The 21,065-nt window shown below is 43.3% G+C and carries 14 protein-coding genes and 1 pseudogene; 11 read left to right on the top strand and 4 right to left on the bottom strand.

Translation table 11 applies throughout. From position 1 onward, the window contains the following. Nucleotides 1-82 precede the first annotated feature (82 nt). From MKY23_RS15560 to MKY23_RS15510, 11 genes are all read left to right on the top strand, one after another. Nucleotides 83-1,060 (top strand): aldo/keto reductase, encoded by a 978-nt coding sequence (locus MKY23_RS15560; protein WP_221789538.1) that lies wholly within the window; start codon nt 83-85, stop codon nt 1,058-1,060. A 493-nt stretch (nt 1,061-1,553) separates the two neighbouring features. Beyond that, nucleotides 1,554-2,654 (top strand): AAA family ATPase, encoded by a 1,101-nt coding sequence (locus MKY23_RS15555; protein ID WP_208606751.1) that lies wholly within the window; start codon nt 1,554-1,556, stop codon nt 2,652-2,654. Next, a complete protein-coding gene (locus MKY23_RS15550) occupies nt 2,642-5,083 on the top strand; it encodes a DUF5682 family protein (RefSeq protein WP_222592232.1) in 2,442 nt (813 codons plus the stop codon). The genes MKY23_RS15555 and MKY23_RS15550 overlap by 13 nt, the downstream gene beginning before the upstream one ends. A gap of 26 nt (nt 5,084-5,109) precedes the next feature. Further along, nucleotides 5,110-6,270 carry a VWA domain-containing protein gene (locus MKY23_RS15545; RefSeq protein WP_261771668.1) on the top strand — a complete coding sequence of 387 codons (1,161 nt, stop codon included), beginning with the start codon at nt 5,110-5,112 and terminating at the stop codon, nt 6,268-6,270. A gap of 25 nt (nt 6,271-6,295) precedes the next feature. After that, nucleotides 6,296-9,856, top strand: a complete 3,561-nt coding sequence (locus tag MKY23_RS15540; protein ID WP_339830654.1) for a DUF4132 domain-containing protein — start codon at nt 6,296-6,298, stop codon at nt 9,854-9,856. Between the two features lie 10 nt (nt 9,857-9,866). Next, nucleotides 9,867-11,729 (top strand): hypothetical protein, encoded by a 1,863-nt coding sequence (locus MKY23_RS15535; protein ID WP_339830652.1) that lies wholly within the window; start codon nt 9,867-9,869, stop codon nt 11,727-11,729. Continuing rightward, the gene (locus tag MKY23_RS15530; RefSeq protein WP_339830650.1) at nt 11,716-11,994 is read left to right on the top strand and encodes a hypothetical protein; all 279 of its coding nucleotides are present in this window, start codon (nt 11,716-11,718) and stop codon (nt 11,992-11,994) included. Before MKY23_RS15535 ends, MKY23_RS15530 begins: the two co-directional genes overlap by 14 nt. A 208-nt stretch (nt 11,995-12,202) precedes the next feature. Continuing rightward, nucleotides 12,203-12,745, top strand: a complete 543-nt coding sequence (locus MKY23_RS15525) for a sigma-70 family RNA polymerase sigma factor (protein WP_339830648.1) — start codon at nt 12,203-12,205, stop codon at nt 12,743-12,745. A gap of 15 nt (nt 12,746-12,760) precedes the next feature. After that, nucleotides 12,761-14,149, top strand: a complete 1,389-nt coding sequence (locus tag MKY23_RS15520) for a hypothetical protein (protein WP_339830646.1) — start codon at nt 12,761-12,763, stop codon at nt 14,147-14,149. Nucleotides 14,150-14,246: 97 nt separating this feature from the next. Beyond that, nucleotides 14,247-16,757: a WG repeat-containing protein gene (locus tag MKY23_RS15515; RefSeq protein WP_339830644.1), complete on the top strand. Its 2,511-nt coding sequence runs from the start codon at nt 14,247-14,249 to the stop codon at nt 16,755-16,757. A gap of 264 nt (nt 16,758-17,021) precedes the next feature. Beyond that, entirely contained in the window at nt 17,022-17,426 is a 405-nt protein-coding gene (locus MKY23_RS15510) for an RDD family protein (protein WP_339839463.1), read from the top strand. Nucleotides 17,427-17,696: 270 nt separating this feature from the next. On the opposite strand, the gene MKY23_RS15505 is transcribed toward MKY23_RS15510, so the two are convergent. The 4 genes and pseudogenes from MKY23_RS15505 to MKY23_RS15490 all read right to left on the bottom strand — a co-directional run bounded on the left by MKY23_RS15505 (nt 17,697) and on the right by MKY23_RS15490 (nt 21,060). Beyond that, entirely contained in the window at nt 17,697-18,380 is a 684-nt protein-coding gene (locus MKY23_RS15505) for an SDR family oxidoreductase (protein ID WP_339830642.1), read from the bottom strand. A gap of 436 nt (nt 18,381-18,816) precedes the next feature. Continuing rightward, the gene (locus MKY23_RS15500) at nt 18,817-19,392 is read right to left on the bottom strand and encodes a TetR/AcrR family transcriptional regulator (protein ID WP_339830640.1); all 576 of its coding nucleotides are present in this window, start codon (nt 19,390-19,392) and stop codon (nt 18,817-18,819) included. 480 nt (nt 19,393-19,872) lie between these two features. After that, nucleotides 19,873-20,068 (bottom strand): annotated as a pseudogene (locus tag MKY23_RS15495) (family 1 glycosylhydrolase); the annotation flags it as partial. 788 nt (nt 20,069-20,856) lie between these two features. Further along, on the bottom strand, nt 20,857-21,060 hold the full coding sequence (locus MKY23_RS15490; RefSeq protein WP_339830638.1) for a hypothetical protein: 204 nt from the start codon (nt 21,058-21,060) through the stop codon (nt 20,857-20,859). Nucleotides 21,061-21,065 lie beyond the last annotated feature (5 nt).

The following is a 21,065-nucleotide window of genomic DNA, read 5'->3' as shown; positions in this document are numbered from 1 at the left end:
ATATCGTGTTGGACTCAAGAAGACAAGATTAGGAAGTCAATAATACGTTTTCAAAAATAAAAAAATGAGAGGGAGTACGGAAATGTCATATAGACAGTTGCCTTTACATGATCATCAGATTCCCGCGAGTCCTATCGTTCTGGGGTGTATGCGCTTTGGAGGAGATTGGGATGGAGCCCCCATTACTGAGGATTTGGTGGTCGAAGGCCGTCAAGCGGTAGAAGTCGCACTGGAGATTGGCATTAATCATTTTGACCTGGCGGACATCTATACACGCGGGAAAGCGGAGCATGTATTTGGGCGGATCTTATCTGAAAGGAACGGACTTCGGGAACAGATCATTATTCAATCTAAATGCGGAATTCGGCTGGTAGGGGATGATGAGGGACCACAGCGTTATGACACATCAGGGGCACATATTATAAAGAGTGTTGACGGGATTTTATCCCGGCTCGGCACGGAGTATCTGGATATTTTGCTGCTGCATCGTCCCGACCCACTTGCCCATCCGCAGGAGATCGGAGAAGCGCTGGCTAAACTTCATCAGGCTGGAAAAGTAAGAAACTTTGGCGTGTCTAATATGGGCTCTGAACAGATCCGTTTGCTTCAGATGCACAGTCGTATGCCATTCATCGTGAATCAACTGGAGATGAGCCTTGATAAAATCGGTTTTGTAGAGGCTGGCGTAACCGTGAACCGTGCGCAGGCGAAAGAAAATGTTTTCCCATACGGTACGATGGAGTACTGCCAGGCAGAGCGCATTCAGTTACAAGCTTGGGGTCCTCTCGCACAGGGAAGATTTACAGGCAGAGCGTTTGAAGGACAACGACCCGAGATTGAAGCAACGGCAGAACTGGTGGCTCGTATTGCTAAAGAGCGTGGTGTCACGAGTGAAGCCATTGTACTAGCTTGGTTAATGAAACATCCAGCCGGAATTCAGCCGGTGATTGGTTCGATTCGTCCAGAGCGGATTCTCGCTTGTCGTGATGCGGCTCAGGTTGAACTCACACGGTATGAATGGTACGAGCTGTACTCGTCTTCGTGCGGACGGAGAATGTAGTGTCTACAGAACAGGATATATGTTTTCATATAGTCGCTAATCTAGCGGCTTTTTGTTTATGGCTGTAGCCAGTTGAGTGCGTGAAGTGAGCGACAATATGCCGCCAATTATGCGGGTGGATGAAACACAGGAAGCACAGTTCTGTGTTTTGCATTCTTTTCTTTTTATGCAGTGATTAGAAGAGATGTTAGATTGTTTATAAGATTGTAGTGCCCTATCTCTGAAGTCCGGTCGTTAGTGTTGATAGGTAGAACTATATGCCTAAGCGATATTCCAAAGGATAGAATGAGAAATTGCTCTATTCTAGAGATAGACCGGGAGAGAGGATTCACATTTGTGCGGTGATGTAAGTCCTTGGACTTAGTCAAAAGTGCAGGTAAGAAGGACGTTTCAACCATTTTTGCCCGTTTTCAGACTTAATAACTTACGGCTGTGATAAAATGATGTGAATAGGAACATACGATCTGTTTATTTGAGAGGAGACATCTTGATGATAGAGATGCTTAAACCGCCTGCGGAGACATTATACGAGGCTGAGTTAAGGGCGTTACAACAGGAGGATCAGGGTCATCGTCCGCCCAACTGGTTATTATCTCCAGCTAATGTGCGGGATTTTATTATTGGTCGAGATAAGCCAGCGATGCTGGATGGAGAGAAGATCACCATTACACGTAAATTTTACGGGAATGATGTGTTGATTGAACGTGCAGTTGTTACCCTTGCAGGAAATCGCGGGTTGATGCTTGTCGGTGAGCCCGGTACAGCAAAAACAATGCTCAGTGAGTTGCTTACGGCAGCGATCTCGGGGACCAGTCTGAATACCATACAAGGTACAGCTGGAACAACGGAGGATATGATCAAGTATTCCTGGAATTATGCGATGCTTTTGGACAAAGGGCCTTCTGAAGCAGCTCTCGTGCCTTCCCCGTTATATAACGGCATGAAAAAAGGAATTTTAACGCGCTTTGAGGAAATTACACGTTGTCCGGCTGAAGCACAGGACAGCTTAATTAGTATTTTGAGCGATAAAGTCATGAGCATTCCAGAACTTGACGGGGGTGTGCTTTTTGCCAAACCGGGATTCAACGTCATTGCTACGGCGAACATTCGGGATAAAGGTGTAAATGAGATGAGCGGCGCACTCAAGCGACGTTTTAATTTTGAAACGATCAGACCGATCCAGAATGTGAAGATGGAAGCCAAAATCATTGAATCTCAGGCGAGAAACCTGTTATTACATAGTGGAATTGATACCGAAATTCAAACCGACGTGGTGGAGTTGCTGGCAACTACATTTATGGAGCTGCGAACAGGCATGTCACGTGAAGGGTACAAGCTCGATACACCTCAAGCGTCCATGAGTACTGCAGAAGCCGTGTCGGTATATGTGCAGAGCGCAATGACATCGTACTATTATGAGGGGAAATCTATTGCGCTGGATCGGTTGGTACAAAACATGCTGGGAACCATTGCAAAGGAAAGCGACAAGGACCTAGGCATTCTCAAAAACTATTTTTCCAAAATTGTCAAAGCTCGCTCTGCCGAAGAGGAGATTTGGAAAAATTATTATGAGGAAAGAAAATGGATCGGTTAGACCAAGTAGAGCCCGCCGACGTTGTTGGTTTATCGGATGTTACGGATTTCAATCAGCTTCAATCCTTATTCAATACGAGTGTATATAACTTAAATAATCGAACGGTTTATTTTCCAATACGACATCATAGTCCAGCTTGTTCTCATCATCTGTTGCATGTCATCGGAGATTACAAACCCGATATCATTTTGATTGAAGGGCCAGAAAGCGGTAATCCCCTGATACCTGTACTAACGGATGAAGCGACCTTGCCTCCGGTCAGTCTCTATTATACTTACGAAGATGAATATGGAAGAGAAGCCTGTTATTATCCGATGCTCCGGTATTCACCCGAATATGTTGCGTTGAAGGAAGCCCGCCGGCTTGGCATTTCGGCACAATTTATAGATTTGGATTATCGGCATGTATCCAGAAACACGGAGAGTCCTTCGCAAACAAAACAGAAAGAAATCTCCGTTCAGGACGAAACACTGCTAGCCAGTTCAGATTTTATTAACCGTTTATGTGAGAAAACAAACTGCCGCAGTTTTGATGAACTATGGGAAAAGGTGTTTGAGATCGGGGGACTACAGAAACCCACCTCTGCCTTTGTGCAGGATGTTTTCACGTATTGTACATTATCCCGAATGTGTTACACCCCGGAGAGGCTGATGACGAGTGGTGACCTGGTGAGAGAAGCCCATATGGCGAAACGAATCAAGGAAGCTGAAGAGCAGTATCAGCGTGTGCTTGTAATTACGGGAGGTTTTCATACTTTTGGGTTAGTGAATTCTACTTTTCAGGAAAAGGAAACCAAGGGCAATTCGACTCAGCACGATACATCTGATTCAGGAAATGTTCAAGAACAGGTGTATCCGATGGTGTATACATTTGCCGAAGCTGATCGATTGAATGGCTATGCCAGCGGTATGCCTTATGTGTATTTTTACGATCAAATCTGGGATCAACTGCTCCATACTTCACGTTCTCCTTACCGTGTAACTACACTGAACGTGTTATCCAGATTGATGCGCAAGCTGCGAGAACGGGAAGAACATGTTTCCACGAGTGATGCCATTGAGGCATATAGTATGATTCAAGGTCTGGCGGAGCTTCGAGGCAAGCAGGAAGGCGGAGTGTACGAGCTGATGGACGCGGCCCTCTCTTCATTTGTCAAAGGAGAGCTTACACTTGCCACCGACAAGCCGCTTCAGGAACTGCAACTTCTGTTGACCGGAGACGCCATCGGGAGCGTTGCACCTAATGCTTTTCATATTCCAATCATTGAGGATTTTAAAGCGCGATGCACAGAATTCAAACTTCAGATTCGAACAACGGGTCAACACAAAAAGGTACTTGATCTGTATGCCAAGCCGGAACATCGTTTGATTAGCCAGTTGTTTCAATGCATCTCTTATCTTGTTCCCGAGTTCGCGAAGCGACAGGCGGGACCGGATTGGATCGCGCAGCGTGATATGAATCTGGTTCGTGAAACGTGGGAATACATGTATTCCTCACGAATTGAAGCGCGGCTTATTGAAAATTCTTTATATGGCGGAACACTTGCCACAGCAGCTACTCGAAAGATGGAAGAGCAGATGCGAGATATACCTGATCATCACAGCGGTGAACTTGCTCAAAAAATGCTTCAGGCACTGTTAATGGGACTTCAGGAGACAGCAATGCAGCTGTACACCAAGGTTCGTGATGCTCTGCGGAGAGATGGACATTTTCTGTCACTATGTAACAGCTTAACGATTTTGAATCGGATTCATCAGCATCGACGGCTACTAGGATTATCGGATGACCCTCATCTTCCTGAGTTAGTATCTGAAGCTTACCGTAACGCGGTGGACAAGCTGCAACAGCTTTCGCGAACGAATGCGGACGAGCATGAAGGTATTATTCAGGGAATAAAGCTACTTGCAATGCTGGCCGAGTCTGCCGAAGAGCAATTCCAGGATACGGCATTTCGAAACCATTTGCACGAGCTCTTGTCGGATTCGAAGCTTCCAGCTCAGCTCGAAGGGGTCTGTATCGCTATTGCTTCGGGACTTGGTGATCGATCTAGAGAAGAGATCGTGGAGCGTGCCCGCGGGTATATCCGGGGAACGCCGGAACAGACGCGTCAAACGGCTTTATTTTTACAAGGTGTGTTTACCGTGGCTCGAGATGCATTTCTATATGAGGACCAGCTGTTACAAGAGCTAAACGGGTTAATTGAGCAGTTATCCTATGATGATTTTATTGCTATGATTCCAGAACTACGTCTGGCTTTCACTTATTTTACGCCAATGGAAACAAATCTGATTGCAGAGCGTGTGGCCAATCTGCACCAAGTGAAGTCGGATGAAGTGTTGATGCCTGCGCTGGACGAGCAACTGCTTATTCGTTACAGAACACAGGACGAAGCGCTTCGAAAGGAGTTTGCTGCATGGAAGTTAATCTGAATGATGCCCGTCGCGGCCAGGACGAAATGTTGCCAGAGTTGTCTTCCTCGGAAGAACGAAGTGCTGTTGAAACTTTGAACCGTTGGCGCCTGATTTTGGGGGAATCTGCAGAGGAAGGTCTTTGTGAATCGGATCAATATAAAACGGGTGAATTTCAGTATGTTGAATTGGACGAGATCCTGGGGTACCTCTATAACCGTGAATACGGTGAAGAACAAGGTTACCGAAAAGAGGGTGGACGTGGTTCATCCGAGCTTACTGTACCCAATTGGTTACACAAGGTCAGAGATCTTTTTCCCAAATCAACGGTTGAAATTTTGGAGAAGCAGGCACTTGATCGTTATGGACTGACGGAGCTCTTAACCGATAAAAAACTGCTGGAGTCCCTTGAACCGAATATGAACCTGCTCAAAAACATCATGCAGTTCAAAGGGCGAATGAAAGGTGATGTACTGCGGAGTGCAAAAGATATTGTACGCACAGTGGTTGAGGATCTGCGTAGGAAGCTGGAGTCTCATACTCGGGCCAGTATTATGGGGAAACGCAGTCGGTACGCATCCAGTTCGGTGCGATCCCTGCGCAACCTGAACTTTAAACGAACGATTACTCGTAATCTTAAAAATTATGATAAACACAAACGAAGGTTTGTGATCGATCGACTTTATTTTGACGGGAATTTAGAACAACACAATAAGTGGAACATCATTATCGGTGTAGATGAAAGCGGTAGTATGATGGATTCGGTGATTTACAGTTCGGTCATGGCGAGTATTTTTTATCGTTTGAACGCATTACGCACAAAGCTGTTCATCTTTGATACCAAAGTTGTGGACCTGAGCGACCGTCTTGAGGACCCCGTAGATGTATTGATGAATGTGCAACTCGGTGGAGGAACCCATATCGCCAAAGCGCTACGTTATGGGGAGACGCTGATTGAGAATCCTGGAAAAACGATCTACATTTTGGTGAGTGATCTGGAGGAAGGTTACCCGATTAATCAAATGTATCAAGCCTGTAAGGATATTATCGATGCGGGATGCAAGTTGCTTGTGCTTACCGCTCTCGATTTCAACGGAGATTCGGTGTACAACAAACATGCTGCACAGACTTTAGCCAATATGGGGGCACATGTAGCAGCGATTACACCTAATGAACTTGCCGAATGGATCGGCGAAATGATCACTTAAACATACTTTTAGGAGGAATATAATCATGCTTACCGCAGACCGTGCAGTAGAGAGTTTGGTAGAAAAGTTCGCTTCCATTTGTTCAGATGACTACTCGCTCAAAACAGATCGTAGCTCCGAAATTATCGATTACGTCATGGGTGCAACCGAAAAGTTCCCTGAGATGATGGGTAAAACGAGTCATTATGTCTATCGAACGGTAGAAGCTCTGTCCAAGCTTGGCAAAAAAGATGATGGAGATATCTTTTTTCGTGCCGGAGCTATTGCCATGCATTTGGAATCGAATTATTTCCGTAGAAGCCCTTGGGGGGTTAACGCATTCACAGCTTGTCTCGGTGATGATTCGGAGGCTTACGGATTAAATGGGAAAAGCAAGATTTCGGATCGGATGGGAACCTTGTTATCTCGTTTGAAGAAAATGAAGCAATATGCGGGTGAAGAAGAAATTCTCTCTGAGCTTAAGAGGCGCGTGAAGCGAGCACAATGGCTATTCGATTCCAAAAAAGCAGATAGTCAGGGTAATTTCAGAGATGTGATTGATGCCATGATGCTTGTTCATTTGTGTGTGCAACCGGATGTGGAATTTGCGAATAAGCAAGAGATCGAGGATATGAGTTCCGTCCTGCCCGAGTTGTTTCAGCATGTTATGGCGAACGATGCGGCAAATCTTCATAAAGAGCTGTACCGCTTGATTGAACCTTTGGTTGCAGGCAACGTTCAAGGCAAACAAAACGGTTCGTCACAGTTGCTGGAAGAGGAATTCCTGAAACAGAAACGTAGCGAATTGATTGCCAAGCATTATCCTGAAATCACTTACTCCGCGAAACATCATGTTTCACATGCGGAATTCCATCAGACGATGGTTTTATTGAGCAGTGCAGTCTTGTATCTGACGAATATCAATGGAGGAAAGCAACGCTTTCTGGATAACGTTAGTGACGTTGGAAAGGTACTACTCGAAGTCATTCATCACCTGCATGAACTGTATCCGATGGAGGTTCGTAAGTATTTACTTAGCATGAACCCTCGTTCAAGAAGTGAAGATGATCTGCTGTCCGGGCTAATCCCTCTGAACGAGCCCTATCAATTGATTGAAATGATGCAACTCGAATTGAATTCGTACCGCGTGTCTTGGATTATAATCAAAGCGGCAATTGCTAATCAACCTGAGCAAGCCAAACGAGCATATGAGATTGTCAGAGCACCATTCCTGAAGTTGTGTCTTCATAAAATGATGTTGGATCAAGCTATCAATGGAATTCAACCGGAAAGCACAATTGAAGATGCTGTATTCCAAGTGTTGCGTCAACCGCTCGAAGGTGGGAGACAAGGTCTTGCCATTGCGAGATATTTAAGTGGCGAGTACACGCTTGAAGAGTATTGGGAAGACAAGGACAGCCGTGGATTGTTTAATCATGTCAACCGGGATCGGAAGCGGATTAACAATCTCATTAGTATCAGCTTCCTGCCAATTGATTCGGAGCCAATGCACCGCTTTGCGATTTTGCTAACTCATCCGGAATGGACGCTGGACATTGTCTCGGACATGTATCATTCTTATGCTTTTAGTGGTGAGCAGATTTTAAATACGTATGGTGACGACCCTCAGGTGAAACGAGAACAACTGCTGACTAGTCTGATCTCGCTGAATGGTATGACAGATTATACGTATCAATCGATGCCGCAGGATGAGTATCGCCGTATTTTACAGCAAAACCTGGAGTATGCATTGAAACAGTATAAAAAACTGCCAACGGATACACGTCTTTTAACGCTTGAGGTTGCATTTGAGCAGCGAGATACCCTGCCTAAGCAACAATTGGTAGCAGCTATTCAGGTAGGTTTACAGGATGCTTCTAAACGGGCGAGCAGTATTGCTTTGGCTGAGTTCAACCGGGTTCCGGATCAAGAACTGTATATGATGATTTACCGTGCGGAGAAAAAGGCTTCGATTAAAGAAATGGCGCTAACAGCGATCCGTAGTCTGGATAATAGTAAGGAATTATACACTGAACTCTTGCAAAATGAGAAAGCCACCGAATGGAAAAACCTGATTCAAATTCTGCTTGATACGGCTGACCTAAGCCCTGAATATTCACATGCAGCGTTAGCTGACCTGGCCGATGCGAAAAAGATGTCTCGGATCAGCTGGTTACCTCTAAAGGAACTGCCTGCCTTGATTCGATCCACAGATGGTTTGCCATTAGATGATCGGATCAAACAGTATGTATTACTGCAATCGATTGATCATGGGTCTGGCCCGAATGAGCGGTTAAATGAATTGCGAGAATATGTAAGCGAAGCTTCACTTATTCGTTTTTCAAAGGAATTGTTACAGCTATGGATTCAGGATGGTGCACCTGCGAAAGAAAAGTGGATCATGTATGTTTCCGCACTGTTCGGTGATCTTCAGATTGTTCATATATTGACCCCACAGATTAAGGAATGGACAGAGAATAGCCGCGGGGCTATAGCAGCCGAGGCAGTGAAAGTACTCGCATTTCTAAAAGAACCTGCCGCACTGATGGCAATTGACAAGGTTAAACGCAGTGTCAAGAACCGTCAGGTAAAAGGCGCAGCCGAAGAAGCATTGCAGCTTGCAGCAGAGAATATGGGATTGACTGCAGAACAGCTTGAAGACCGTCTAGTCACTTCCCTTGGTTTTGATGAAAAAGGCACGTTACAACTTAGTTACGGTGAACGGTCCTTCCAGGTCAAAGTTAATGCCGATCTACAGGTTGTGGTCGTAAACGAAGAAACAGGTAAAGCCGTTAAAAGTTTGCCTGCTCCGGCACAAAAGGATGATCCTGAGCTCGCGGCAGAATCCAAGGCACGTTTTACCCAGTTGAAGAAGGATCTGAAAACGATGGTTACAATCCAGACTGCACGCTTGGAAGAGTCTTTATCCAAACAGCGTTTATGGACAGCTGAGGAATGGACTTCCCTATTTGTAGACAATGTCATCATGCAGAAATTTGCCGTTGGATTAATCTGGGGCATTTATGAGCAGGGTGAGTTAATCCGTACATTCCGTTATATGGAGGACGGTACATTTAATACGGTGGACGAGGATGAAACGGATTTGCCATCAGGAGCTCAGGTGGGTCTTGTACATCCGCTTGAACTGGACCAGGATACGCTAGAAGGCTGGACTACTCAGCTTGAGGATTATGAGGTCAAGCAACCGTTCGAACAATTGAAACGTCAAATCCATTTAATTGAGGATGAAGATCGGGCCAAGACTGAATATGATGGTCTCCCAGAAGAGGAATTTTCACCAACAGCTCTCCCGAAAGCATTGGAGAAATACGGATGGATTAAAGGTCCTGCGCAAGATGGCGGCTGGTTCAACGAGTTTTACAAAGAGTACGGAGAGATTGTTGCTGAACTTCGGTTCAGCGGTACAAGTATCACGTATTATGAAGGGATGGACGACGTGACGCTGGAATCGTTACATTTCTTCAAACCGAATGGCAAGAGACAGCACTATTATTATGCAGATAACAAATCCATTCCTTTGGGCCAAATTTCAGGCCGAGTATTCAGTGAGACTCTCTATGATATTTTGAGAGCAACGGGGCGTTGATTTGGTGGTTATGAACGATTTCAGTGAATTCAAGCAGAAATTCAGGCACTTTTCAAAATTGTGCACAGAGGATTATCTCATTCGTTATGCGAACAAGGGGCTATATAAAAGGGCGCTTAAAGAGCTGGATCAAGGGGTACAAGTACAATACACCTGGAATACAGCTTCAGTGAGCTGTCAGCTAAGTGAGGGTATCAAGTGTACCCTCTATGCTACGCTGGATGAATGGCAGTGCTCCTGTCCCTCGGAGAATATCTGCAAGCATGTATTGATTGCGATTCTATATGATCAGCGTCAGCAGATAACTGAAAACATGGGCGAGGATATTGTGGAAGTTGCACAAGTTGCCAAGCCTTCAGCAGACATTCATGCATCTTCCCCTGATTATGCAGATCCTGACACTATTAAAGAATACGAGCTTCAGACACAGGATAAGTTTCATCAGGTTAACGAGTCAGAAAGGCTGGATTACGGTTTGCAGTCTCATGCGCCGGAGGGACATGTCCGTTTTCGCTGGATGCTCGAAGCCGATCTGACTCCCATCCTGAAATCATATACTTCGACGATGGTTGAAGAGGTCGTTTTTCGTTTACGTTATCCCGAAGACATTCAAATCATGGAAGACACACTGCTCACTGTACTTTTAAAAATTCAGAATATAGAGGTTTCCTTCACAGAAGAACCTCAGCTGACCAAAGCTTTATGCAAGTTAAAGCAGACCGCGGGAAAAATGGCCAAGCTTGAAGCTTTGCTGAGATATCGTATGTATCATGGGGTGGATGATACGGATGCTTTGAGTGTCCGCGCATATGAGCCCAAGTTCTTGCTTCAAACCATTCAGGAGTGCCGGGGCATGTTGGCAGGCATGCTTAGGACAGGGCTTGCCAGACTACCTCAGTCATATAATGCGCAGCTGGAGACGCTGGCCATTGCTGCACATAGTGGTAACCTTCCAGAGATTGAACGTAGTTTACGCGGCATTCAGGGAGAACTCCAGCTTTTTTTCAAGCGTCATGTACGTTTCTCCATGCAGACGATGCTGGATCGTATAAGTAAGCTGTATCTCGCGCTAGAAGTGCTTGAACAAGGCGAAATCCCTGTTAGGCAACAAAGTCAGCTGGTTGGCAGTTTCCGAAGTAAGTACTTTACCGTACCTTCACTGCATCTCTATGGGCTAGGAGCAGACTCTTGGGAGACACGGTCAGGATTTCGCGGCATTACGTATTATTTCTATTGCTTTGATGATGGGCAGATCTATACGTACAGTGATGTACGTGCGGTGTACTATGAGGATCAACAATTCTCGTTTGCCGAGCATTATGCAGCGTTTACCCCTTGGTTGCCAAGTTTGACATTTAGTCAATTTACGGGAGAAGAAGTTCAGTTTCAGTCGGTTAAAGTGAATGAAGAACGACGAATTTCTTCAGGTGATGGAGCGAAACTGACTATTTTACCACGAACCGGAGTGACAGAGGTTGATTTTGGAGAGTACCTGATAGACATATCTGCTGCACTTCAACGGGAGCCCGATTCTATTGATCTATTCACTGAACCAAAAGAACGGTTGGCACTAATTGAGGTTGCCCGTATTACAGAGCATAGCTTTAACAAACAAACGCAGGATCTGATCCTTATGGTCGAGAATACTGAGGGGGCGCGCTTGCCTCTCACACTTCCATACTCATCGGATTGGCAATCTATGATTAACAGACTCGAATCAGGATTTGGTTCTCAAAAACTTGAACATTTTTATGCATTTGTTCGAATAGAAACGAGACGTATTAGTCCAATCAGTTTTCTAAAGGGCCAGACGTTGCTAAGCTTGAAGCTGGATTCCAGTAGTGGAAGGATGGGACGTTTTGGAAGAAGATAGTGGATTGATACAGCAGTTATCCGATTGGTCTGAAGAACTACTTCTTCGGGGGTTATCTCAATTTTCGATTCGAGATACGCAACTGCTTGAGCAACTGGATGCCAACGCGCAGCGATTGCAGATGCACTTCCTGCATGAATTGATCAGTGGTGTTCTAGAGGCAGGGCGCAAAGTGGCACTAGGCGAAGCACAAGATGAACGGCTCTTGGATCAATATTGTCGTCTGAGTCAATATGTTCAACTTAGTGTACAATCACAAAACTAAGGTATGGTATGAAGTAATTCTTGGGCTGGTTTTAGTCCTAAGTAGATAGAAATAATCAAAAAAATTGCAGGTGGCTGAGCCCCTGCGATTTTTTGTTGTTGCATGTGAGTAAAAGTGATTTGATGAGCGAATATATGTAGGAAGCTCATGCTAACGAAGTAACGATGTAGTAACAGTGGATGAACATGGAAAGGAGGCAGATGTAATTGTGAAGGATGAACAGGTCAGGAAGGCCATAGTGAATCGTAATCCTGAGGCTATGGAATGGGTTATGAACCAATACGCAGGTTTGCTGTGGACGATTGCACATTCTATTCTCCAACATGTTTCCAATGAAGAGATCGAAGAATGTGTAGCAGATACCTTCTTCGCATTCTGGCAGCAACCAGAGGCGTTTCAACCAGAGCGAAGTAGCCTAAAAAATTATCTTGCGACAATTGTAAAACACAAAGCGATTGATCGTTACCGAAAAATAAATCGAAGATCCGAGATTACATATGAAGAACGCACTCATTCAATGGAAACGGAGGATGTTTTACTACAGCTTATTCGCAAAGAGAATGATATAGAGCTTGAACAAATGATTCATTCTTTCCCGGAGCCTGAACGCGAGATCATGAAACGTCGTTTCTATAATGGTCAAAAGCCACATGAAATTTCAGAAGACCTATCGTTGCATGTCAGGCAAGTCCATAACAAGCTGTATCGCTCCAGACAACATTTGAAAACATGGTGGAACAATAGGAAGTAAAAAGGAGGTGATCCTATGGGGAAAACCAACAATCAATTCACCGAGCAACACCTATCCAATATTAAGAGGCGGTTTTATGAGAAAATAACGAAGACTGAATTAGAGCCGAATGTTCTATCCGAATCATCATTTAGCGGACTTAAACAAACACAAAAAAGCATAATCAATCGGAGAAGATATCGTAAATTCATTTATATTCCTGTGACAGCAGCGTTATCTCTATGTATATTTACTGGCGCAGCTGCCGCGATCGGGATTCTTGACCTGAGCTCTGTTCTTCATTTTTTGGGTGTAGATCGAATTGCTATTCTTCAGCCAGTGCATCAGGAGAGTGAAGATCAAGGAATACGCGTGGAGGTTATTGGAGCAGTTAGAGATGGGGATACAACCGAAGTGTATGTTTCTGTATCCGATCTGATAAGTGAGCGTATTGACGAAAATCTCGATGTGTATGATTACAGATTAACTGGAGGAAAAGCAAGTAATGCTCAAATTATTTATTATGATAGAGCCGCCAAAACAGCAATTGTTCGATTTGTAACCCAGGGTGAAATTAGTACCAATCGGATGACTGTCCGCATAAATACTTTGATGTCGGGAGCGGCTAGGAAGGATGGCTATTCCGTCCCTGTGGACTGGAATTTATTGTTACAACAAAAAGAGAAAAACAGTTACGAAATGTTGAATTCAGATCAAATCAGCGGACTTGGTGGTAAAATTGCGAATGGAATGGATACAGATTCGTTCCAAGTACTGCGAAAGGATCAAACGAACATTGCCGTTCAGGGTGTGAACTGGATGTATATATCTAATATCGCCTTCGTTAATGGAAAGCTGCATGTGCAGATTAACCCGGATAATGAGGTGGGTGGATATAATCATGGATTTTTCTATTTCATAGATGAACAAGGTCATAGGCTCGATATTCCCGAAAACTCCATCAGCTACGGTTATTATATGAAAGATGGCGTAGGTTATGGTGGAGATTATATTGAGTATATATACGATCTTTCTTCATTTAAAGCGCTAAATAAGCTTAGGATACAGGGCAGTTTTACAAATATCGCTGAAGTTATTCAAGGCAAGTGGGAAACGAGCTTTAACCTGAACCAGCTTAACAGAAGTAAACGTGGACATGTAAACCTGGGTAAGAATGCAGGCACACAAGTGGAAGCAACTCTTTCACCAATCGGTATTACGTTAACAGGCGAGGCTTTAGGCATGATTCGTATGGAGGACTTAAAAATCGAATTACAGCTGAAGGACGGCACAAGAATGTCTGCTTTAACCGGTTTTATTCAATTGGACAATGATCTAGTCAAATGGATATCTTCTAAAACCATTCGCGTAGAAGATGTAAGCAATCTTTTAATCAATGGACAGAAGGTGAATTTAGAAGAGTAATAGGATGAAGTAGAGGTATCACAATACATTTTCATGTCATATCCCGAGTTATGTTGCATACCATTAGGCGAATGCGGTCATAAGGGAGGAAGCGGAGATGTCGATGAGTGAACCGCTATTACTGCAAATTGTAAATCAACATATTCCGGCGGGGGCAACGGTCATTACCATAGATAAGCCAATTCAACATCCGGCAGTGTATGCGGCTGATCTTACAGGTGATGGAATGCCTGAGATTTCTACAGTGTACCAGTTGAATAGTGAATTGTATCTGCTTATATTAAAATTCGTTCAAGGGCATTGGATTAAAATGGCTTTGACAAAAGGACTAGGTTATGGCGTTACGTTGCTGACAGCAGCGCCTGTAACTTCAACGGCAAGAAATAATCTGATCGTAGGCTGGCAAATTGGAGCCATTTGGTCAAAACTCGCTGTATATGAGTGGACCGAATCCGGTCTTACGGACATTGCCCCAGACGATTTGTATTACAGCTACGCTGAGATTGTGGATATACCTGGCGTGCATGGGCGAGATGGAAAGGTAGAAATAGCGCTCTGGATTCATGACACTGGTGAAGCTTATCGAGTGGAGATTATTCGGTGGCAGCAGAATCAGTGGGTTCCAGCAACAGATGTATACCGAGCCTATTTTCCTAAAGTCGTGAAATATTATGAGCAGTTAACGAAGCAGTATCCCGATTATGTATTCTATTGGTATTATCTTGCGGATGCTCAGTTTCATGCCGGCTCCTATCCCGCCGCACTCACTTCGGTGCAGAAAGCGCTGCGTTTTCCGGAAGCGTATCCTTCAAGAGAGAACTTGCTTGAACTAGAGAATAAAATAAAGCAGGCGATGACTGCAACGGCAGGCACACATGCCAGAGTGACAACATGGTTATATCCCGTCTCTGTTCGAACAACAAGCGGGACGCGCTGGGGGTATATGGATGCACAGGGACATATCCGTCTAGAGCCGGTGCTAGAAGAAGCTCAGGCGTTTCAGCCTAACGGATTGGCAGTCGTCGTAAAGAACGGTCGTGCCGGTGTCATCAATCTTCAAGGGCAGTATGTAATTCAGCCTGTGTATGATTCGATTAATTCTTTTTCCGAAGAGCGGGCCATGGCCATTGATTCTCAAGGGTTTAAAATGATCAATGAGCAAGGTACCGTGTTGACCAAACGAGCTTATCCGTTTATCGCAGATATGCATGAAGGCAGAGCCATGTTTTATGATGAAAACCCAAATCAGACGAACGGCTCACCTAGCTTGTATGGATACCTGGATGCTTCAGGAAATGAAGTAATCCGAGCGCAATTTGCTTCAGCAAATGATTTTCAGCAGGGTAAAGCCGTTGTACAGATTAAGGATCAGGAATATGCCCTTATTGATCGGAACGGAAATCGATTAGCGACTTACCCATATGCCTATGTAGGGCCGCTAGGGGATGGATTGCTTGCTTTTCAAAAAGAATCCTCTGGCAAATATGGGTACATCGATGAACGGGGTAACATTCGTATTCAGCCTAAGTTTACATCTGCATTTGCTTTTAACGATGGGCAGGCTATTGTTAATTCGGCAGAGAATTACAAATCGAACTATGGTGTCATTAATATGCAGGGATCATTTGTGATTCAACCGGCCTATAACGATATTCGGGAGCTTGGGGAGAACAGGTACGCACTCGGGAAAGCCATTGATTCAGAACAACCTTACATCGGCTCGTTGTATGCAATCACTGAATTGAATGGAAGAATACTAACGGAGTTTATCTATCGTAATGTGGAAAATTACAAACACGGTCTTGCATCCGCATCAGACGGAAATCAGACGTATCTTCTGGATTTGAGCGGTAGACCGGCTCCAGGATATCCTCGTGTAACAGGGGCAGGATCGATGGAAGTTGTGGCGCCGGATCTGATTAAAGTGTTTGTGGATCAACGTTTATCCTATGTGGACCGGGCTGGACGTATGATTTGGCAACAGAATACGATCGTACCGCTACATCCGCCGTATCAGGTGCGTGAAGAGAAGTATAAACCCAACCGGGATTATCTCGTTTATTATCCGCAGGTTGACGGATTAGCTAATCAGATAGAGCAGGGTAAACTTAATGCTAAGCTGAAAGAACTTTCCCAAGTAAAACCGATTCCAGCAGATCAGCAACTGGACTATACCTATACCGGTGATTTTGATATAACTTTCTATCAGAAGCAATTGCTCCAACTCCAGTTGACGGGTTATAACTATCCAGCAGGAGCCGCACATGGGATGCCAACGATGGTATATGCCATTATTAATCTATCCGACGGTCAGCTCTATGAATTGAAGGATCTGTTTAAGCCGGACAGTGATTATGTGAAGGTATTAAGCCAAATTGTAGGGGACCAGATCAAAAATGATCCGCAGTATTCGTATGTTTTTCCAGATACGTACACCGGAATAAGTGCGGACCAGCCTTTTTTTGTGACAGCAGATGCACTACATCTGTACTTCAACCCTTATGATATTGCGCCATACGCTGCGGGATTCCCGACATTTAAGATTCCGTTTAGTCAGATCATGAGCATCATTAATACAGAAGGATCATTCTGGAAAGCATTTCATTGATAATTGTGAGAGCAGGGTAAATATACTTCCAGGCCATATGTCTAATATGGCTTTTTCTTTATTTTGGAAGTTATAGAAGAGAGGGGTTACGCGAAAAGGTGAAGTCTAAACGTATTAAACGCATCTATATAATAGTTAATAATTTCACAAAGTGGGAAGAAAGATATTTGGGAGATAAAAATGAATAATATGAACCAAATGGTATATATTTCTTGTATAATATAAATAACCATGCATCAAGGTATACAAAATAGTTTGGAGGAAATAATTTTGTACAAATCAGGTTTTTGGATTAGGCTTGCAGCAAGCTTCTTGGATGGACTTATTATTGGGATACCAACAGTAATCATCGCAGGTTTACTCACTGGTAATTATGATTCAGATGAACCAATTGCGCAGATATTAAGTTCTTTATATGCGATTTTTTTACCTGTTTATTGGTATGGCCGAACGGTTGGTAAACGAATTTGCGGGATTCGAATTCAAATATATGACACACAAGAACCACCTAAAATTACTACAATGTTGATGCGAGTTTTAGTTGCTGGACTTGTGTACGTATTGACGCTAGGTATTGGAATTATTGTGAGCGCGTTTATGGTTGGAATGCGAGAGGATCGTCGTGCAATACATGACTTTATTGCAGGAACAGAAGTTGTATGGGATTAAGTTAAAAATGAGCAGAACCGTAATGGAATATATAAATTCATAGCGGTTCTTTTTAATTCTTAAGTACTATTTCACAAAACTCGTATTTTGTACATATGTATCTCCCGGCCAATCAACCGGCAATCTTGCTGCAGTGCAGATATAAAATTGGGACATCCCCCTTTCCAGCAATTTTGTGTGTGGTATCCAACAAATTCAGCTCCAAAATGGTAAGATGTCCTTTTTTTATAACTTCAAAAAAGGTGCTGTTAAAACATTCTATTTTATAATTCAAGCTCTAATGACTTTTCCACTTTCACTATTTTCCGGCAACGATGCCAACTTGATAATTTTATCTACTACTGTTGCGGGGTCTGTTTCTCCAAGAGGGTGTTGTTCTGTCTTTAGAACGCCTGGATCATACATGTTAACTAATATATTGTGTTTTTCTTCTTCCAAGGCAACGGTTCTCATTAACCCTTCTAATCCTGCTTTTGCAGCAGAATATGCTCCTAATCCTTCAAGTACAGCATTAGCCGCTACTGAAGATATCGATACTATTCGTCCATATTGTTGATTTCTCATCAATGGAAGAAAAGCATTAGTCATCAAAAATTGACTATACAAGTTAAGTTTAATTGTATGATCCCAGGCATCGTAAGTCATATCATGTATTGGACTGAATTCGCCAGTTCCTCCAGCATTGTTAATAATAATATCTAGCTTCCCAAGTTCTGCAATGACTTGTTCACGGATTCTGTTGACATCTTCCAAATTTGTAACATCAGCACTAATGATTACAGATGAAGCACCATTGTTTTCAGATATTATAGTAGCGACTTCTTTTAATTTGTTCTCGCGTCTTCCTACCAATACAAGCTTTGCTCCTTCGGCTGCCAATTGTATTGCTGTCGCTCTGCCTAAACCCGTTCCTGCACCAGTCACCAAGGCAACTCGATTCGTTAATAATTTCATTGATATTCCTCCTAGATTTTGTTTTTTAATTTATCCATCTGTTCACTTGCTACAAATAAGTAAATGAATTAATTGATTGCTGTAGCTTTTTTCCAGTGCCTTTGAATATCGTTTATAAAATTCTTCGAAGCAAACATATATTTCATCACACAAGGGCAGTTTATCCATTTGTCCATGTTCCCGGCCACTAATCGATATGGTGTTCAGTGGCACTCTCTGGCTGCAGTTAATCATGTGTACCTGAATTTAGTTTTATATAATTGACCTAGGAGATGTTAAACAGCAACCAGCCTGGTTAACAGCTAGACGTTACTTCCAAATGAATCAATCCATGATTTTTTAACGAAAAGCCCCACCTCCTTCAAGGTTTCGTGGTGTATTAAACCGAAAATTCAATTATTCTTGACTTCGAAGTCAAGAATTACACAAAAAAAGATCAAGACATGATCATGCCAAATGAAGTACGCAGAACCGTCTCGATCTGTTCACGGGATAAACCTGATTTTTGCATAACTCTCACACCCAAGATGGTGTTATTTAGATAAGATGCAAGCTCTTTACTCTTATACCGGTTGGATATTAACTGTTGTTTCTGGCCACTACTTATGATCTTCTCTAATACCAGTTGAATCTCTTCTACCATGAGTTTAGCTTCGCGTGTGACCTGCTCGTCATCTGTTCCGAATTCGAGTGATGCATTCACAATTAGACACCCTTTGTAGCCAGTATCATCGTCTAAAAGGGAATGTTGTAAGGCATCCAGTTTATCACCGGGAGACGAATCCAGGGCTTCAATATCCTTCAGTTTCGCTACAACCTGTTCACGGTAAAGTGCCATCGCCTTCAGGAACAACGATCGCTTGTCTTTAAAAACACAGTACAAACTTTGCTTTTTGACTCCTGTAGTACGCGTAAGGTCCTCATAAGAAGTTGCTTTGAAGCCTTGATTCCAGAACACTTCCATAGACTGGTGTAATACACGATCGACATCAAATTCTCTTGGTCTGCTCATGGGATTAATATATCAGTTATTGACCGTGTAGTCAATAACTGATCGTTTTACATCCATTTCAAGTTGGATAAACGAACTCAAATCCATCAACCAACCTTGTTGGGACACTCGTTCATTGTAAAGAATGTGCAAGTGCTGCAACAGAGATGCGGAAATCGGGTCTGCTGTCAGCCGTCCACAAAAGCTCTGTCACAATGTATGGCGATTCGGATCGTACAGCGGATCTCCTATAATGTTCTTGTACGTTCTTGCGTGAAACACAAATAGCGTCTCTTCGTTGTCCACTGACACCCCAGTCATATTCCGGCAGCGAAATACACGTACCATTTGTAATCTTACCTTTCAACTGATTTAAGCTAAATCCAGTTTTCTGTTTCTTTGGCTTCTAGAGCTTGGGACAAGAATTTGGTTCCTTAAAATAAAAAAAGCCGCTATAATTGCGATTTTGAATGGAACAATGCCCTTGTCCTGCGACAGCGGACGGAATACTTTAAACCCCATTTCGGCAAATAGCTTGATGTCATCCTTATAACGATGGTAGAATTCGATTCCAATCAATTTCATGTTATCTTCGGTAGGTTTATCCGTTTGGCGTGCCTTTGATTCCATTTGGCATTACATCCTGAATAGACCAGTCTCTACCATCTTGCTGGTAAGTCCTCTCCGCCTGATTGGCGGGCGTATGAGTAACTTAACAGACTTTACCCTCTTTATGTACGATGTTCTTGTACGTTTTTTAGATTCGGCAAGAACGTTGCTCCAAACAGTTTGATGTCTTTGAAGTCTATACAGTAATACACTGATTTTTAGCTCATGAAATTCTTTGTTGTCATAAGGAACATCATCATGCAGTGATAGTAATTCATTCTCTTGGTCAACTCTTTCTCTTATAGAGCCTAGGTCTCTACGTAGCCAGTTCTCTAATTCTGATAAGTAATCAAGGTCTACAATTCTCGACCTCAATTCCGACTTTGGGATGATTGATTCGTTTTTGTTTTGAAAAAAGAAATCCAGCCGAAATCTAAGTCAACGCAACGACTGGACAAACTTATATCATATCAAGTAGGAATACCATATGATATTGTATCAACTGTTACAGGTCCAATAATATCATACGCTGCTCCTAATGCAACTTCAGGATTTAGTCTATAAAAATTGTGAACTCCAGTTTCAGGACTATCTATAATAAACTTTAAATTTATGAGTCCTCTTTCATCAATCGTATTCTGAGTTTGCTGACCTCGACCTATCGGAAGAGATGAGTTGTTCTCCGTTACAGAGAAACCGTCTTAAATTACACTCGTGGTATTCTTAGCAATTTAAATTTCCTAACTATTTTAGTAACATATCCATTTACGTTTCCAATTGTTGAATGGGGACATTTCGTTCCTCCAGGTACGCAATTTATTGAGGTAAACTGCTGTATAGGTTATAGATTACTCTCTGGAACACCTCCAACCACTATCACTTATTTTCGTATAACTTCCCCGTATGCGCATCAAGCACTTCGGGCGTCCGCTCGTGCTCGCTACCAATCATTCGATACACTAGTTCGTACGAGGCCTCTTCCGCCCTAACATTGTGCATCCGTTCCCATTGCAGACGCAACTTGGTCTGTGCCGTCCAGCGGAGGATGGCTGTCTGGGAATCAAATGAAGGTACGGTCACCACTT

It is taken from the genome of Paenibacillus sp. FSL R7-0272 (assembly GCF_037969905.1).
GTDB classification, from domain to species: domain Bacteria; phylum Bacillota; class Bacilli; order Paenibacillales; family Paenibacillaceae; genus Paenibacillus; species Paenibacillus polysaccharolyticus.
The sequence above is the reverse complement of the archived record's forward strand: the minus strand, read 5'-3'. Positions and strand labels throughout refer to the sequence as shown.

Coding starts and splice junctions, on each gene's coding strand:
- MKY23_RS15560 (WP_221789538.1), top strand. CDS start 83: ATGTCATATAGACAGTTGCCTTTACATGATCATCAGATTCCCGCGAGT.
- MKY23_RS15550 (WP_222592232.1), top strand. CDS start 2,642: ATGGATCGGTTAGACCAAGTAGAGCCCGCCGACGTTGTTGGTTTATCG.
- MKY23_RS15545 (WP_261771668.1), top strand. CDS start 5,110: ATGTTGCCAGAGTTGTCTTCCTCGGAAGAACGAAGTGCTGTTGAAACT.
- MKY23_RS15540 (WP_339830654.1), top strand. CDS start 6,296: ATGCTTACCGCAGACCGTGCAGTAGAGAGTTTGGTAGAAAAGTTCGCT.
- MKY23_RS15535 (WP_339830652.1), top strand. CDS start 9,867: ATGAACGATTTCAGTGAATTCAAGCAGAAATTCAGGCACTTTTCAAAA.
- MKY23_RS15520 (WP_339830646.1), top strand. CDS start 12,761: ATGGGGAAAACCAACAATCAATTCACCGAGCAACACCTATCCAATATT.
- MKY23_RS15515 (WP_339830644.1), top strand. CDS start 14,247: ATGTCGATGAGTGAACCGCTATTACTGCAAATTGTAAATCAACATATT.
- MKY23_RS15505 (WP_339830642.1), bottom strand. CDS start 18,380: ATGAAATTATTAACGAATCGAGTTGCCTTGGTGACTGGTGCAGGAACG.
- MKY23_RS15500 (WP_339830640.1), bottom strand. CDS start 19,392: ATGAGCAGACCAAGAGAATTTGATGTCGATCGTGTATTACACCAGTCT.